This is a genomic window from Nocardia wallacei, assembly GCF_029868745.1.
In the GTDB taxonomy this organism is placed as follows: Bacteria; Actinomycetota; Actinomycetes; order Mycobacteriales; family Mycobacteriaceae; genus Nocardia; species Nocardia wallacei_B.
Genome location: NZ_JARWOP010000365.1, coordinates 1 through 12,618 on the forward strand (window position 1 = coordinate 1; position 12,618 = coordinate 12,618).

The window sequence follows — 12,618 nt, forward strand, 5'->3', positions numbered from 1 at the left end:
GGTTAACACAGCGGCTAACGGCCGTCGCCGCACCCGCCGTCGTGGTTTAACAACACGGGCGGGGGCTGCGGCACCCGCGGGTCTTGCAGCAGCGACGCCGCCTCGGTGATCCCGATGCGCGCGGGGCGGTCGGTCATCAGAAGAACCCGAGCTTCTTGGGCGAGTAGCTGACCAGCAGGTTCTTGGTGCTCTGGTAGTGGTCGAGCATCATCTTGTGGTTCTCCCGGCCGATGCCGGACTTCTTGTAGCCGCCGAACGCGGCGTGCGCGGGGTAGGCGTGATAGCAGTTGGTCCACACCCGTCCGGCCTTGATGGCGCGGCCGAGCCGGTAGGCGGTGTTCATGTCCCGGGTCCACACGCCGGCGCCGAGCCCGTACAGCGTGTCGTTGGCGATGCCGATCGCCTCCGGCACGGATTCGAACTTGGTCACCGAGACCACCGGCCCGAAGATCTCCTCCTGGAAGATGCGCATGTCGTTGCGGCCCTCGAAGATCGTCGGCTCGACGTAGTAGCCGTTGGGGTAGCCGTCGACCTTGCGTATCTCGCCGCCGGTGAGTACTCGCGCCCCTTCCTTCCGGCCGATGTCGATGTAGGAGCGGATCTTCTCGTACTGGTCGTTACTGGCCTGGGCGCCGATCATGGTGGCCTCGTCGAGCGGGTTGCCGCCCTTGATGTTGCGGGTGCGCTCGACGCAGCGGGCCATGAACTCGTCGTAGATCTCGGCGTGCACGAGCGCCCGCGACGGACAGGTGCACACCTCGCCCTGGTTCAGCGCGAACATCACGAAACCCTCGACCGCCTTGTCGAGGAACTCGTCGTCGGCGGCGGTGACGTCGGGCAGGAAGATATTGGGGCTCTTGCCGCCCAGCTCCAGGGTCACCGGGATGATGTTCTCGCTGGCGTACTGCATGATCAGGCGGCCGGTGGTGGTCTCGCCGGTGAACGCCACCTTCGCCACCCGGGGACTGGAGGCCAGTGGCTTGCCGGCCTCCACGCCGAATCCGTTGACCACGTTGAGAACTCCGGGCGGCAGCAGGTCGGCGATCAGCTCCACCACCAGCAGCAGCGACGCCGGGGTCTGCTCGGCCGGCTTGATGATCACGCAGTTGCCCGCCGCCAGCGCGGGCGCGAGTTTCCACGCGGCCATGAGGATCGGGAAGTTCCAGGGGATGATCTGGCCGACCACGCCGAGCGGCTCGTGGAAGTGGTAGGCCACCGTGTCGGCGTCGAGTTCGGACAGCCCGCCTTCCTGCGCGCGGATGGCGCCCGCGAAATAGCGGAAGTGGTCCACGGCCAGCGGGATGTCGGCGGCCAGGGTCTCGCGGACCGGTTTGCCGTTCTCCCAGGTCTCGGCGACGGCCAGCCGCTCCAGGTTGGCCTCGATGCGGTCGGCGATCTTGTTGAGCAGGTTGGCGCGCTCGGTCGGGGCGGTGGCGCCCCAGCGGTCGGCGGCGGCGTGCGCGGCGTCGAGCGCGAGATCGATGTCGGCGGCCGTGGAACGGGCTACCTCGCAGAATGTTTCGCCGTCGACGGGTGACGGATTGTCGAAGTACCGTCCCTCGACCGGAGCCTTCCAGTCCCCACCGATGAAGTTGTCGTAGCGCCGGGCGAAGTCGACGAGGCTGCCGTCCGTGCCGGGCTTGGCGTAGATCATGATGCTCGCTTCCTGTGCGGTCGGCGGACGAGCTGTCCGTCCCGGCACACCGAGCATCGATGCCCGCGGGCGACGAGGCTCGTGCCGCCGACTGATCCGTGGTGACAGGACTCACTATGCGGCCGTCCGGTTGGCGCGAGATTGGCGCGGTGAGCACGCGCGCAACCTGCTGCCCCGCCGGCGGCCTGCCCTGCTCAGCTGTGCAGGGCGGCGTGCAGGCGGGCGGTTACGAGGGCGCGGCGGGGGTCGTCCGGTGAGAGGAGGCGCAGGGCGTGTTCGTGGAGTTGGGCGTCTTCGGGGCAACGGGCGCCGAATTCGACTGCGTGCGTGGCGGTTCGGCTGTTCAGGACGGCGGTGCGCAGGCTGACGTCGAGGTATTCGCGCCACTGCGCGATGCCGGGGGTGTCGGAGCCGGGCAGCAGTGGACCTCGATAGAGTCGCAGCGCGGTGGCGACGTCTCCGGCGGCGACGGCGGCGAGCAGATCGACCGCGTCGCAGGAGATCGGGCGGGCCAGCGCGTAGCGGCGGCTGGTGATGTCGCCGCCGGTGGCATTGCGCAGATGGGAGACATCGGCCTTCAGTGTCGATGCCGAGACCGGGCGGTCACCGTAGACGGCCGCGTGCAGGCGCTGCGGCGTATAGCCGTCGGGTTCCAGGGCGAGCAGCGCCAGGATCTCGAGCTGCCTGGGCCGCAAGCGGATCGCCGTCCCCGAGCGGGTGAGTGCGGCCCCGCCGAGGCATCGCAGCCGCAGCTCCGGTGGTGCGGCGTCGCCGGGTGCGGCCGGTAGCCGGGATTCGATCGCGGACACCAGCGCCCGCACCGTCGACATGGCCAGCGGATGCGATCGGTCCCAGGTGGTGGACAGGTCGAGCACGCCGAGACGGCGGCCGTCGGGGGCGTGGATGGGGGCGCAGTAGCAGACCCAGCCGTGCAGGGCGGCGACCAGGTGCTCGGCGGAGAACACGACGCTCGGTTCGCCGGTGCGCAGCGCCAGGGACAGGGCGTTGGTACCCATGTGCGTCTCGTCCCAGCGGCCGCCGGGGGCGAAGTTGACCTGCTCGGCGCGCCGGCGCATCACGCGCCCGCCGCACGACCACAGGATGGTGCCGCGTTCGTCGGTGACCGCGGCGACGAAGCCGGAATCGTCAGCGATGCTGCGCAATTCGTCGGCCAGCTCGGTGACGGGGATGCGCAGCGGCGACTGCGACCAGCGAGAGCCCAGTTCGCCGTCGTCGGCAGGCGCGGCGAGGCAGGCGGGGTCCACGGTGGGCAGCGAACGCCGCCACGACTGCACGACCTCACTGCGGAGCACGGTCTGCCCGGCGGGCACCGCGTGCACCGGCGCCCAGCGGGCCCACTCCTGTTCCAGGGCGGCGCGCCGCTGGGACAGGGCGCGAATCTGGGGCATCGCTACGACCTCGCATCGGGGATGTACCTGCGCTCTCATGATTGCGTACCGGGCCGCGCCCCGCGGGAATTTCCGTGCTCCGATACTTGTAGACAGGAGTCATGAGCGCTCCTTTCCGCTTCGGCGTGAACCTGTTCCACCCCGCCTCCCGGGCCGAGTGGGTCGAAAAGTGCCGCAAGGCAGAACAACTCGGCTTCGATGTGCTCGGCGTACCCGACCACCTCGGATTTCCGGCGCCGTTCCCGGCGATGCTGCAGGCCGCGGAGGTTACCGAGCGTGTTCGGATCAACACCTTCGTCCTCAACGTGCCCTTCTACAACCCGGTGCTGCTGGCGCGCGAGGTAGCGACCGTAGACCTGCTCAGTGACGGCCGGATCGAACTCGGCCTCGGCGCCGGTTACGTGCAGGCCGAATTCGAGGCCGCGGGACTGCCGTTCCCCAGCGGGGGCCGCCGGGTCGACCAGCTCGCGGAGGCGGCGGCGACGCTGCGGCGGCTGTACGCGGACCCGGACTATCAGCCGCGGCCCGCGCAGGCCGGTGGCCCGCCGCTGCTGATCGCGGGGTGGGGTGACAAGTTGCTGCGGGTGGCCGCCGAGCACGCCGATATCGTCGCCTTCACGGGCGGCACGGCCACCGACGGCGGGCACATCACCGTCGCGACCCCCGACGCGACGGCGCGGCGCGTCGAGTACGTGCGCGACCTGCTCGGCGAGCGCGCGGACAGCGTCGAGTACAACATCCTGGTCCAGGCCGTGGCGCCGGGCAGCGAACGTGGCGCGATCCTCGAACGCTACGCGGCCAACCTGCCCGACGACGCGTCGGATCTGCTCGAGGATATTCCGGTGCTGCTGGTCGGCTCGCCCGACGAACTGGCCGACCGGTTGCGCGAGCGCCGCAAGCGTTACGGCTTCAACTACATCACCGTGCTGGAGCCGGCCATGGAGCGCTTCGCCGAGGTGATCGAACTGCTGCGCTGAGCCGCCCGCCGGCAATCGCGACACGCCGAGGGCATTGCCCGGGTCCGGAGCCGCGGTGATGGTTGTCTGCTATCGCTGCGCGCAAATGATCGCTCGATCGATCCACCCGACCGAAGGAGTTGTGTCTTGGTGCGTATGTGCCGAACCCTGGCCGGTGTCGCGCTGGCGGCCGCCGCGGTGCTGGGTGCGACTTCGGCGGTGCTGGCCGTCGGGCTGAAGTGGGAGCAGGTGCGGGTCACCGACACCGTGGCCGAACCCGATTGCCGCCACGGGGGAGGCGAGAGCGACGAACCCGGCGCCCGCGAGCCGGAGGCGCAGCACAAGCTGTCGAGCGGGTATCAGCAGCGCGACGCCGAAGGCTCGGAACCCGGTCTGGCACAGTAGTTCCGAGCCTTTCGCGGCGGGCCTACTTATTGAAGAAGATGCCCGCCACGTCGGCGTTCTTGATCGGGGTGTCGCCGTTGCGCTGATTGCCGCACAGGAACTCCACCGCGGCCATCGTGAGGTCGACCTGGGTGCCCGACGGCTCGTTCTCGTCGCCGGTCTGCTGCTTGACGAACTTCGTTACCGTCGTGCGCTTGGTGTTCTGATCCTGTTTCACGTACTCGCTGCACGAGGTGTCGCCACCCTTGTTGAGTGCCTTCTCGACATCGCTGCATCCGGTGAGAAGCGCTGTGGCGACAGCCAATCCGACGGCGGCTGCGGCAGGCCATCGCGGGGATTTCATCTGGCTTCTCCTCGTGGGGTCGTGCCGGGCTGTCCGGCGGTGGAAGGCGTGCGCTGCACAGCCTAGAGGGTGGGCGATCCTGCTCCGCCCACCCACGGTGGAGAAATAGCCCGGCGGCGCGGTCCTGATCAGGTTCGGTCCCGCGCTCGTGCGTCGATCAGGTCGGCGAGCAGGCGGGTGATGCGACTGCCCAGGTCGGGGGCGGTGGTGCCGAGCTGGTCGGCGCGCTTGGCGAGCTGGCCGTCGAGGGCCAGCGCGGCCAGTCCGTGCCCCATGCTCCACACGGCGACGGCGACGGCGTCCGCCTCGTCGGCGGGGAACGCGCCGTCGGCGACGATCTCGGCGATGGCGTCGGCCAGTACCGCGAAGGCGGCGTCACCGGCGGCGCGCGCCTCGGGATTCTTGTCCGGTTGCGACAGCTCGGGCCGGAACATCAGCCGGAAGTATGCGGGCTGCTCCTGCGCGAAGCGCACGTAGGCGTCGGCCAGCGCCGTGAGACTGCCGATGGGGGTCGGCGCGGTGGCCCGCGCGGCCACCAATTGCGCTGTCAGCAGGTCGAATCCGCGGGCGGACAGGGCGGCCAGGAGCGCGGCGCGATCGGCGAAGTGGTGGTACGGCGCACCGGGGCTCACGCCCGCCTCGCGCGCGACCCGCCGCAGGCTCACCGCGGCCAGTCCCTCGGTGTCGATCAGCTGCAAGCATGCGCGCAGCAGCTCCTCGCGCAGCGCTCCGTGGTGGTAGCGGTCCTTGGTCGACGGCATGTGCCGAGCGTACGGGGTTGACAGGAGTACCTCCGGGAATCTATACAGTGATTACATTCTAAACACCGCTTAGATCGGAGAGGTCATGCCGGATCGCGTTCTGGTGACGGGGGTTTCGGGGTACCTGGCGGGTCACGTCGTCGCGGACCTGCTCGCGCACGGCTACCGGGTGCGTGGCACGGCCCGCGCGGTCACCACCGTGCTGGCGGATCGGCTGCCCGGGGTGGAGCTGGTGGCCGCGGACCTCGCCGACGACGCGGGCTGGGCGCAGGCCGTGGCGGGCTGCCGGTACGTGGTGCACACCGCCTCGCCGTTCCCGCCCGACGCGCCCGACCACGAAGACGAGCTGGTGCGGCCCGCCGTGGACGGCACGTTGCGAGTGCTGCGCGCCGCCGCGGCGGCCGGGACCGTGGAGCGTGTCGTGCTGACCTCCTCGATCGCCGCGGTCCGGGTCGGTCATCCCGATCGGGTGTGCACCGAGGCGGACTGGTCACAGGTCGAGGCCTGCGGCGCCTACGAGAAGAGTAAGACCCTCGCCGAGCGAGCGGCCTGGGAGTTCGCGCGGGAGACCGGGGGATTCGAACTGATAGCGATCAATCCGGGCATGATCCTGGGCCCGGTGCGGCATCCGGCCGTCGGCACGTCGGTGGCCGCGGTGCAGATGGTGTTGTCGGGGGCCATGCCCGGGGTGCCGCCGATCGGGTTCGCGACCGTCGACGTGCGTGACGCGGCGGCCGCGCACCGGCTGGCGCTGGAGACTCCGGAGGCCGCCGGGAACCGGTATATCTGTGCCGGAGAACAGGTTTCGATGACGGAGATGGCGCGGGTGCTCGCCACCCGGTATAGGGTGTCGACCCGCACGATGCCGGGGCTGCTGGTGCGGCTGGCGGCCCGTTTCGACGCGTCGGCGCGGACGGCGGCCCGGGATCTGGGCCGCCGCGAGCGGGTCAGTGCGGACAAGGCGCGGCGGGAACTGGGCTGGTCCATGCGCCCGATCGAGGAGACGCTGCTCGATACCGCCGCGAGTCTCATCGAGTTCGGTCTGGTGGACGATCCCGGTCGGCCGCGGGGATCGCGCCGGGAACCGGTCGCGGCGTGAGGCGGCGGGCATGTTGATCACAGCCGCGGTCATCGCGCTCGTCGCTCTGGTGCGTCGGTGGAGATCCGCGCCGGACGCTGGTCGGCGACGACTGCGTCCGAGAGCGCGGGCACTGTGGCAGTCCGTGCGCCGCTGGGTGGACGGAGCCCCGCGCGGACTGGCAGCGGGCGCCGGGGCGATCGCGTTGATGAGCACGGCATTACTGATGGTGCCGTGCGCATTGTGACGGCCATTCCGCTACGAGCGATCGCCTCGCGCCTGGCCTGCCGCATCCGCGCCCGATAATGTCTGCCACCATGGAGTTCAGCACGCTCGGCAAGACCGGTTTGATCGTTTCGCGAATGGCGTTCGGCGCCATGACATTCACCGCGGGCAACAGCGATATCGACGCGGTGTACAAGGTGGGTGCCGAGCTCGCGGACGAATTGGTCGGCCGCGCGCTCGAGGCGGGCATCAACTTCTTCGACACCGCCGACGGCTACGCGGGCGGCGAGTCGGAGGTACTGCTCGGCCGGGCGCTCAGTGCGCGCCGCGACGAGGTGGTCATCGCGACCAAGGTCGGTTTCCGGACGGGGGAGCCGCTGACGCAGGCGGGACTGTCGCGGCGGCACATCCAGTGGTCCATCGACCAGAGCCTGCGGCGGCTCGGCACGGACTGGGTCGACGTCTACATCGCGCACCGGGAGGATCCGTTCACGCCGCTCGAGGAGACCCTGGCCGCGCTCGACGACGTGGTGCGCTCGGGCAAGGCGCGCTACCTCGGCTTCTCCAACTGGTCGCCGTGGAAGGTGGCCGCCGCGGCGGAAATCCAGCGCGCCAACGGATTTGCGCCGTTCACCCACGGGCAGATGAACTACTCGCTCGTCGGCCGCGACGTGGAACGCGACGTGATTCCGATGATGCGCCGCTACGGCCTGGGCCTGACGGTGTGGAGCCCGCTGGCCTCCGGCTTCCTCAGCGGCAAGTACACCCGGGAGTCGCTGCGCGACCCGGACAACCGGCTGGCCGGATTCGACATCCTGCCCTTCGACAAGGAACAGGGCTTCGCGCTGGTGGAGCGCATGCGCGTGATCGCCGACAAGCACAACGCGAGCGTGGCCCAGGTCGCGCTGGCGTGGCTGCTGGCCCAGCCCGCGGTCACCAGTGTGCTGCTCGGCGCGAGCAAACTGCATCAGCTCGAGGACAATCTCGGCGCCCTCGACGTGCGGCTGAGTGCCGACGAAATCACCGACCTGAGCGACGCCATGCCGCCCGCGCCGGTGTACCCGAACTGGTTCATCGAGAACATGCGGGACCAACCGGCCACCGAGGCACTGGGCCGCGGCTGAACGCCGGGCGGCCGGGGGTGCGGGTGGGCCGGTGCGCCGCTAGTCTGCGGCGGTGGATCTGTCGGAGTTGAGCAGTTCGGTGTCGTCGGTGACGGATCGGTTGGGCGATGTCTCGCCGCATCCGCCGCTGTGGGTCGTGGTGGCGACCGGGGTGGCGGCACTGGTCCTGGTGATGTATCCGCCGGTGTGGCGGGTGCTGCGGACCGTGGTGACGATCGCCCACGAGGTCGGGCACGCGGTGGTGGCGGTGCTGACCGGCCGGACGCTGCGCGGCATCCGGCTGCACTCGGACACCTCGGGGGTGACGGTGTCGCGCGGGAAGCCCTACGGCCTCGGCATGGTTCTGACGACTCTGGCCGGATATCCCGCGCCGTCGGTGGTCGGGCTGGGTTGCGCGGCGCTGCTCGGGATGGGCCGGTTGACGCTGATGCTGTGGCTGGTGGTGGCCGCGCTCGTGGTGCTGCTGCTGGTGATCCGGAACCTGTTCGGTTTTCTGGCGGTGGTGGTGACCGGGGCGGTCACACTGGCGGTGTCCTGGTACGGAACCGTGGTGTGGCAGGGCGTGTTCGGGTACGCGGTCGCGTGGTTCCTGCTCATCGGCGGGCTGCGCGCCGTGGTGGAGTTGCAGCGCGTGCGCGTGCGCGGCGACGGCTCGGACGCCGACCAGCTGGCCCACCTGACCAAGCTGCCCTCGCTGCTGTGGGTGCTGGTGTTCGCGGCCGCGTGCCTCGCCGCACTCGTCGCCGGGGGCAGCCTGCTCCTCGGCCCGCTACCCGAACTGCACACCGCCTGATCCGCCTCCGCAGCCGATCGGCCTGGTATGCCTCTCTAGCCGATGGCGGAGCCGTCCGCGTAGTCCCGCCACCGTCGCGCCTCGCCCGAATTGCCTTGCCGGTCCAGCACTTCGGCGAGTCCGGCCATGGCACGGGTGTCGCCGTGGTCGGCGGCGGCCCGCCACCAGCGCTCGGCGTCGATGAGATCGCCCTGCCGGAATCGCACCACGCCGAGGTCGTAGGCCGCGCCGGCGTGCCCGAAACCGGCCGCCTGGCTCCACAGCGCACACGCCTGCTCGACGTCGCCGCGGCCGTGCATCGCCACCCCCAGCTCGTAGAGCGATCTGCGGTAGCGGCTCTGGTCGGTCGGCGCGGCGACCGTGTCGACCTCCACCACCATCTCGCCGAAATCCGGCGGCCCGATGCCCGCGCTGCAGCGCAGCAGCGGATGCCCGCTCGCGGTGCGGTCGATGAGCAGGCCGTAGTTGCCGGTCCACGACTCGGTGGCGCCGGCGGCGTCCATCCATACCGGGGTCAGGGTGAAAGATGCGTCCGGAGCGGCAGCGCACACCTCCAGCCGGACGCCGCCGGCCATCGCGTCGGTCCACACATCCACCCCGCGCAGCCGCCGGCCCTGCAGGGCGACGTGCCCACCCAGCACCGACAACCCGATGCCCAGACCGAGCAGCCCGGCCGGGGGAGCGGCGGCATGCAGGGTCAGGGTGATCGCCACGGGATCGGCGCCCAGCGGTTCGGAATACAGCGGATGGACTCGCGTGCCGTCGAGATCGACCGCCTCGGCACCGGCGTACCGCTCGGCCAGCGGCAGCGCGTGGTCGGACGCATCGTAAGCAGACGGCCCGGTCATCGTGTCCGCCTTTCGCCGGAACTGCTCGGGTGGAGTCGGGCATACGGAGTCTGCCAGAGAATTCCGCCCCCAAACAACCGAGAACGTATGTGGTCGACCGGTTTGCGAGCGTGACGCAAGCCGCGCGCAAGTCCGGCGCAATCGGCGCGCGGCACGCTCGATTCCATGACCGAGACATTCGATGTGGTGGTGGCCGGGGCCGGGCCCGTGGGACTGATGCTGGCATGCGAGTTGCGGCTGGCGGGAGTGGACGTACTGGTGGTGGAGCGGCTGGCCGAGATCGACCAGACCCTCAAGGCGGGCGGCATCAACGTCCCCACCGTGCAGTCGTTCTATCGGCGGGGACTGCTGCCGCGACTGAACGAACGGCGGGCCGCGCACGTCGCGAGTCTGCCGCCCCTGCCGGGAAAGGCGGGCGAGCAACCGCGGCGCTTCGGCGGGCATTTCGCCGGAATGTTCCTGGACGGCTCGCTCATCGACATCGACGATCCCGCCTTCGCCGAACTCGGCCCGGTCGACGGGTCGCCGTTCGTCCCGCAGCAGGATGTGGAGGAGATCCTCGGCGGCCGGGCGGCCGAACTGGGGGTCGAGGTCCGGCGGCAGGTCGAGCTGACCGGATTCACCGACGACGGTGACTGTGTCACGATTTGGCTGGGCGACACCGTGGTTCGCGCCGGCTGGCTGGTCGGCTGCGACGGCGGCCGCAGCCTGGTGCGCAAGCTCGCCGGCTTCGAGTTCCCCGGTCTCGATCCGGTCGTCACCGGGTATCAGGCGGTCGCGGAGATGTCCGGCGCCGAGGACCTGCGCCTCGGCTGGAACACGACCGACACCGGCGTCTACGCCTACGGCCCGATGCCGGGCCGCTTTCTCACCATCGAGGTCGACGGCCCGCCGCGCGACCGCACCGCCCCCGTCACCGCCGCCGAACTGGAGGCGAGCCTGCACAAGGTATCCGGTGTCCCGGTACGGATTACGGCCCTGCGCTCGGCGACCCGATTCAGCGACAACACCCGCCAGGCCACCGACTACCGCCGCGGGCGGGTGCTGCTCGCCGGCGATGCGGCGCACGTGCATTCGCCGTTCGGCGGGCAGGGACTGAACCTGGGCATCGGCGACGCGATGAATCTCGGCTGGAAGCTGGCGGCGGTGGTCGCGGGCTGGGCGCCGGCCGGACTGCTGGACACCTATACCGCCGAGCGGCATCCGATCGGGGAATGGGTGCTGGAGTGGACTCGTGCGCAGGTCGCGGTGATGCGGCCGGACGATCGCAGTCGCGCGATGCGCAAGGTGATGCGGGAGATGATGGACACCCGCGACGGCGCGACGGCGGTGTTCAAGAAGATCTCCGGCATCCTGCACCGCTACGACCTCGGTGGCGGACACGAACTGGTCGGCGCGGTCGCACCCGATATCGAACTGTCCGACGGTACCCGGCTGGGCGAGCATTGCGGCGACGGCCGCGCGCTGCTGCTCGACCTCACCGATGACCCGGGCCTGCGCGCGCTCGCCGCGCCCTGGTCCTCGCGCGTACGGGTGGTCACCGCGAAACCGGCTCAGCCGCGCGAACTTTCGGCGCTGCTGGTGCGGCCGGACGGGTTCGTCGCCTGGGCCGCCGATACCGGGACCGATGGGCTCGGGGACGCACTGTCGCGGTGGTTCGGCGGCCCGGATCGGTCGCTGTAGGGGTTCAGTCCTCGCTGCTCGCCCGGTCTCCCAGATAGCGCGGCAGGGCCGGGTCGGCGGAGACCAGGCGATCGACCTCCGTGCCACCGGCGCAGTCGTACAGGCCCACCACGATCTGCCCGGATCTGCGGCTCAGCACCCGCCAGATGCCGCCGGAGCCGGTCCAGCGCTCCAGCACGGCCACGGCGTCCTCGGCCACGGATCTCCCTTCCTTCGACGAATCCCTGCCCCGAATCCGGGTCAGCGCAGCGCCGGAATCACCTCGCGTTCGAACAGTTCGATACCGGTGGTGTCGTAGGCCGCCTCCGGGAAGTTCAGGATCGCGTAGCCGAGGCCGAGATCGCGGACGCGACTGAGGTTTTCGACGATCTGCTCGGGCGTCCCGACCGCCGCGGTGCCGCGGAACAGCTGATTGATCTGAGCCTCGGCCTGCTCGGCGCCGACGAACGGGGCCAGGCGGGCGATATGGGCCGCGAGGCGGTCCTCCACCTCGGCCTCGGTGCGGCCGATCGCGACATTGAAGTTCGAGGAGCGCACGATGGCGTCGAACTCGGTGCCGACATCGGCGCAGTGCCCGCGCAGGATCTCCGACTTGTGCGCGAAACCCTCCGGGTCGCCGCTGAAGTTGGTGTAGGCGGCGTACTTCGCCGCGATGCGCAGCGTCTTCTTCTCGCCGCCGCCGGCGATCCACAGCGGGATGCCGCCCGGTTGCGCGGGCAGCGGGCGCACGATGGCGCCGTTCACCTGATAGTGCTTGCCGTCGAGGGTGGCCGAGCCGGTGGTCCACGCCTGCCGGAAGATCTGCACACCCTCGTCCAGTCGCGCCAAACGGTCACCGGCGGAAGGGAATCCGTATCCGTAGGCGCGCCACTCGTGCTCGTACCAGCCGCCGCCGATGCCCATCTCGACCCGCCCGGCCGAGATGAGGTCCACGGTGGCGGCCACCTTCGCCAGATAGGCCGGATTGCGGTAGCTGATCGCGGTACACATCTGCCCCAGGCGAATCCGGGAGGTCACCGCCGCGAACGCCGACATCAGCGTCCACGCCTCGTGGGTGGCCTCCTCGGTCGGCACCGGCACCGTGTGGAAGTGGTCGTACACCCACAGCGACTCCCAGGCGTCTCCCGCGTCGACGCGCTGAGCCAGGTCCCGCATCACTCCCCACTGCGCCGCGGGGTCGATGCCGACCAGGTCCAGCCGCCAGCCCTGCGGGATGAAAATGCCGAAGCGCACGGACGTCTCCTTCACATGTCGACAGGCCGCGGCCGGGTACGGCCGCGACACCGCTGTCCACTGTCGCGGCCGATCGGCGCGGCGGCCACCCGTGTGGGCCGCGGGG

14 protein-coding genes are annotated in these 12,618 nt (G+C 70.3%); 7 read left to right on the plus strand and 7 right to left on the minus strand.

Translation table 11 applies throughout. From position 1 onward, the window contains the following. Positions 1-136: 136 nt before the first annotated feature. Together exaC and QH470_RS34025 are read right to left on the minus strand one after the other, a co-directional pair. Positions 137-1,657 carry an acetaldehyde dehydrogenase ExaC gene (gene exaC / locus QH470_RS34020; RefSeq protein ID WP_280276505.1) on the minus strand — a complete coding sequence of 507 codons (1,521 nt, stop codon included), beginning with the start codon at positions 1,655-1,657 and terminating at the stop codon, positions 137-139. A 191-nt stretch (positions 1,658-1,848) separates the two neighbouring features. Next, positions 1,849-3,063, minus strand: a complete 1,215-nt coding sequence (locus QH470_RS34025; RefSeq protein ID WP_280276492.1) for a sigma-54-dependent transcriptional regulator family protein — start codon at positions 3,061-3,063, stop codon at positions 1,849-1,851. A gap of 101 nt (positions 3,064-3,164) precedes the next feature. On the opposite strand from QH470_RS34025, the gene QH470_RS34030 reads away from it, so the two are divergent. After that, positions 3,165-4,040 (plus strand): LLM class F420-dependent oxidoreductase, encoded by an 876-nt coding sequence (locus tag QH470_RS34030; RefSeq protein WP_280276493.1) that lies wholly within the window; start codon positions 3,165-3,167, stop codon positions 4,038-4,040. A 129-nt stretch (positions 4,041-4,169) separates the two neighbouring features. Then, positions 4,170-4,424 (plus strand): hypothetical protein, encoded by a 255-nt coding sequence (locus QH470_RS34035; RefSeq protein WP_280276494.1) that lies wholly within the window; start codon positions 4,170-4,172, stop codon positions 4,422-4,424. Between the two features lie 22 nt (positions 4,425-4,446). Here the strand turns inward: QH470_RS34035 and QH470_RS34040 are convergent, their stop codons facing one another. Beyond that, positions 4,447-4,767 (minus strand): hypothetical protein, encoded by a 321-nt coding sequence (locus QH470_RS34040; RefSeq protein ID WP_280276495.1) that lies wholly within the window; start codon positions 4,765-4,767, stop codon positions 4,447-4,449. Positions 4,768-4,895: 128 nt separating this feature from the next. Further along, complete coding sequence (locus QH470_RS34045; protein WP_280276496.1) at positions 4,896-5,528, minus strand: TetR/AcrR family transcriptional regulator; 633 nt, start codon at positions 5,526-5,528, stop codon at positions 4,896-4,898. An 85-nt stretch (positions 5,529-5,613) separates the two neighbouring features. Between QH470_RS34045 and QH470_RS34050 the strand changes: the two genes are divergently transcribed. The 4 genes from QH470_RS34050 to QH470_RS34065 all read left to right on the plus strand — a co-directional run bounded on the left by QH470_RS34050 (position 5,614) and on the right by QH470_RS34065 (position 8,748). Continuing rightward, positions 5,614-6,627: an NAD-dependent epimerase/dehydratase family protein gene (locus QH470_RS34050; RefSeq protein ID WP_280276497.1), complete on the plus strand. Its 1,014-nt coding sequence runs from the start codon at positions 5,614-5,616 to the stop codon at positions 6,625-6,627. Positions 6,628-6,637: 10 nt separating this feature from the next. Then, positions 6,638-6,853 (plus strand): hypothetical protein, encoded by a 216-nt coding sequence (locus QH470_RS34055; protein WP_280276498.1) that lies wholly within the window; start codon positions 6,638-6,640, stop codon positions 6,851-6,853. Positions 6,854-6,923: 70 nt separating this feature from the next. Next, positions 6,924-7,955: an aldo/keto reductase gene (locus QH470_RS34060; RefSeq protein ID WP_280276499.1), complete on the plus strand. Its 1,032-nt coding sequence runs from the start codon at positions 6,924-6,926 to the stop codon at positions 7,953-7,955. Between the two features lie 52 nt (positions 7,956-8,007). Continuing rightward, positions 8,008-8,748, plus strand: a complete 741-nt coding sequence (locus QH470_RS34065) for a M50 family metallopeptidase (protein WP_280276500.1) — start codon at positions 8,008-8,010, stop codon at positions 8,746-8,748. A 35-nt stretch (positions 8,749-8,783) separates the two neighbouring features. On the opposite strand, the gene QH470_RS34070 is transcribed toward QH470_RS34065, so the two are convergent. Further along, positions 8,784-9,596, minus strand: coding sequence for a tetratricopeptide repeat protein (locus QH470_RS34070; RefSeq protein WP_280276501.1), 813 nt, complete (start codon positions 9,594-9,596; stop codon positions 8,784-8,786). Positions 9,597-9,761: 165 nt separating this feature from the next. Here QH470_RS34070 and QH470_RS34075 point away from each other — a divergent pair, with 165 nt between their 5' ends. Further along, positions 9,762-11,279: an FAD-dependent monooxygenase gene (locus QH470_RS34075; protein ID WP_280276502.1), complete on the plus strand. Its 1,518-nt coding sequence runs from the start codon at positions 9,762-9,764 to the stop codon at positions 11,277-11,279. A gap of 4 nt (positions 11,280-11,283) precedes the next feature. Here QH470_RS34075 and QH470_RS34080 read toward each other — a convergent pair whose 3' ends face one another. Together QH470_RS34080 and QH470_RS34085 are read right to left on the minus strand one after the other, a co-directional pair. Then, positions 11,284-11,478, minus strand: a complete 195-nt coding sequence (locus QH470_RS34080; RefSeq protein WP_280276503.1) for a hypothetical protein — start codon at positions 11,476-11,478, stop codon at positions 11,284-11,286. 41 nt (positions 11,479-11,519) lie between these two features. After that, positions 11,520-12,512, minus strand: coding sequence for an LLM class F420-dependent oxidoreductase (locus tag QH470_RS34085; protein ID WP_280276504.1), 993 nt, complete (start codon positions 12,510-12,512; stop codon positions 11,520-11,522). Positions 12,513-12,618 lie beyond the last annotated feature (106 nt).

What these genes read in the sequence shown, in the direction of transcription:
- QH470_RS34075 (WP_280276502.1), top strand. Translation starts at nt 9,762, where the DNA reads ATGACCGAGACATTCGATGTGGTGGTGGCCGGGGCCGGGCCCGTGGGA.
- QH470_RS34070 (WP_280276501.1), bottom strand. Translation starts at nt 9,596, where the DNA reads ATGACCGGGCCGTCTGCTTACGATGCGTCCGACCACGCGCTGCCGCTG.
- QH470_RS34040 (WP_280276495.1), bottom strand. Translation starts at nt 4,767, where the DNA reads ATGAAATCCCCGCGATGGCCTGCCGCAGCCGCCGTCGGATTGGCTGTC.
- QH470_RS34025 (WP_280276492.1), bottom strand. Translation starts at nt 3,063, where the DNA reads ATGCCCCAGATTCGCGCCCTGTCCCAGCGGCGCGCCGCCCTGGAACAG.
- QH470_RS34030 (WP_280276493.1), top strand. Translation starts at nt 3,165, where the DNA reads ATGAGCGCTCCTTTCCGCTTCGGCGTGAACCTGTTCCACCCCGCCTCC.
- QH470_RS34045 (WP_280276496.1), bottom strand. Translation starts at nt 5,528, where the DNA reads ATGCCGTCGACCAAGGACCGCTACCACCACGGAGCGCTGCGCGAGGAG.
- QH470_RS34060 (WP_280276499.1), top strand. Translation starts at nt 6,924, where the DNA reads ATGGAGTTCAGCACGCTCGGCAAGACCGGTTTGATCGTTTCGCGAATG.
- QH470_RS34055 (WP_280276498.1), top strand. Translation starts at nt 6,638, where the DNA reads ATGTTGATCACAGCCGCGGTCATCGCGCTCGTCGCTCTGGTGCGTCGG.
- QH470_RS34050 (WP_280276497.1), top strand. Translation starts at nt 5,614, where the DNA reads ATGCCGGATCGCGTTCTGGTGACGGGGGTTTCGGGGTACCTGGCGGGT.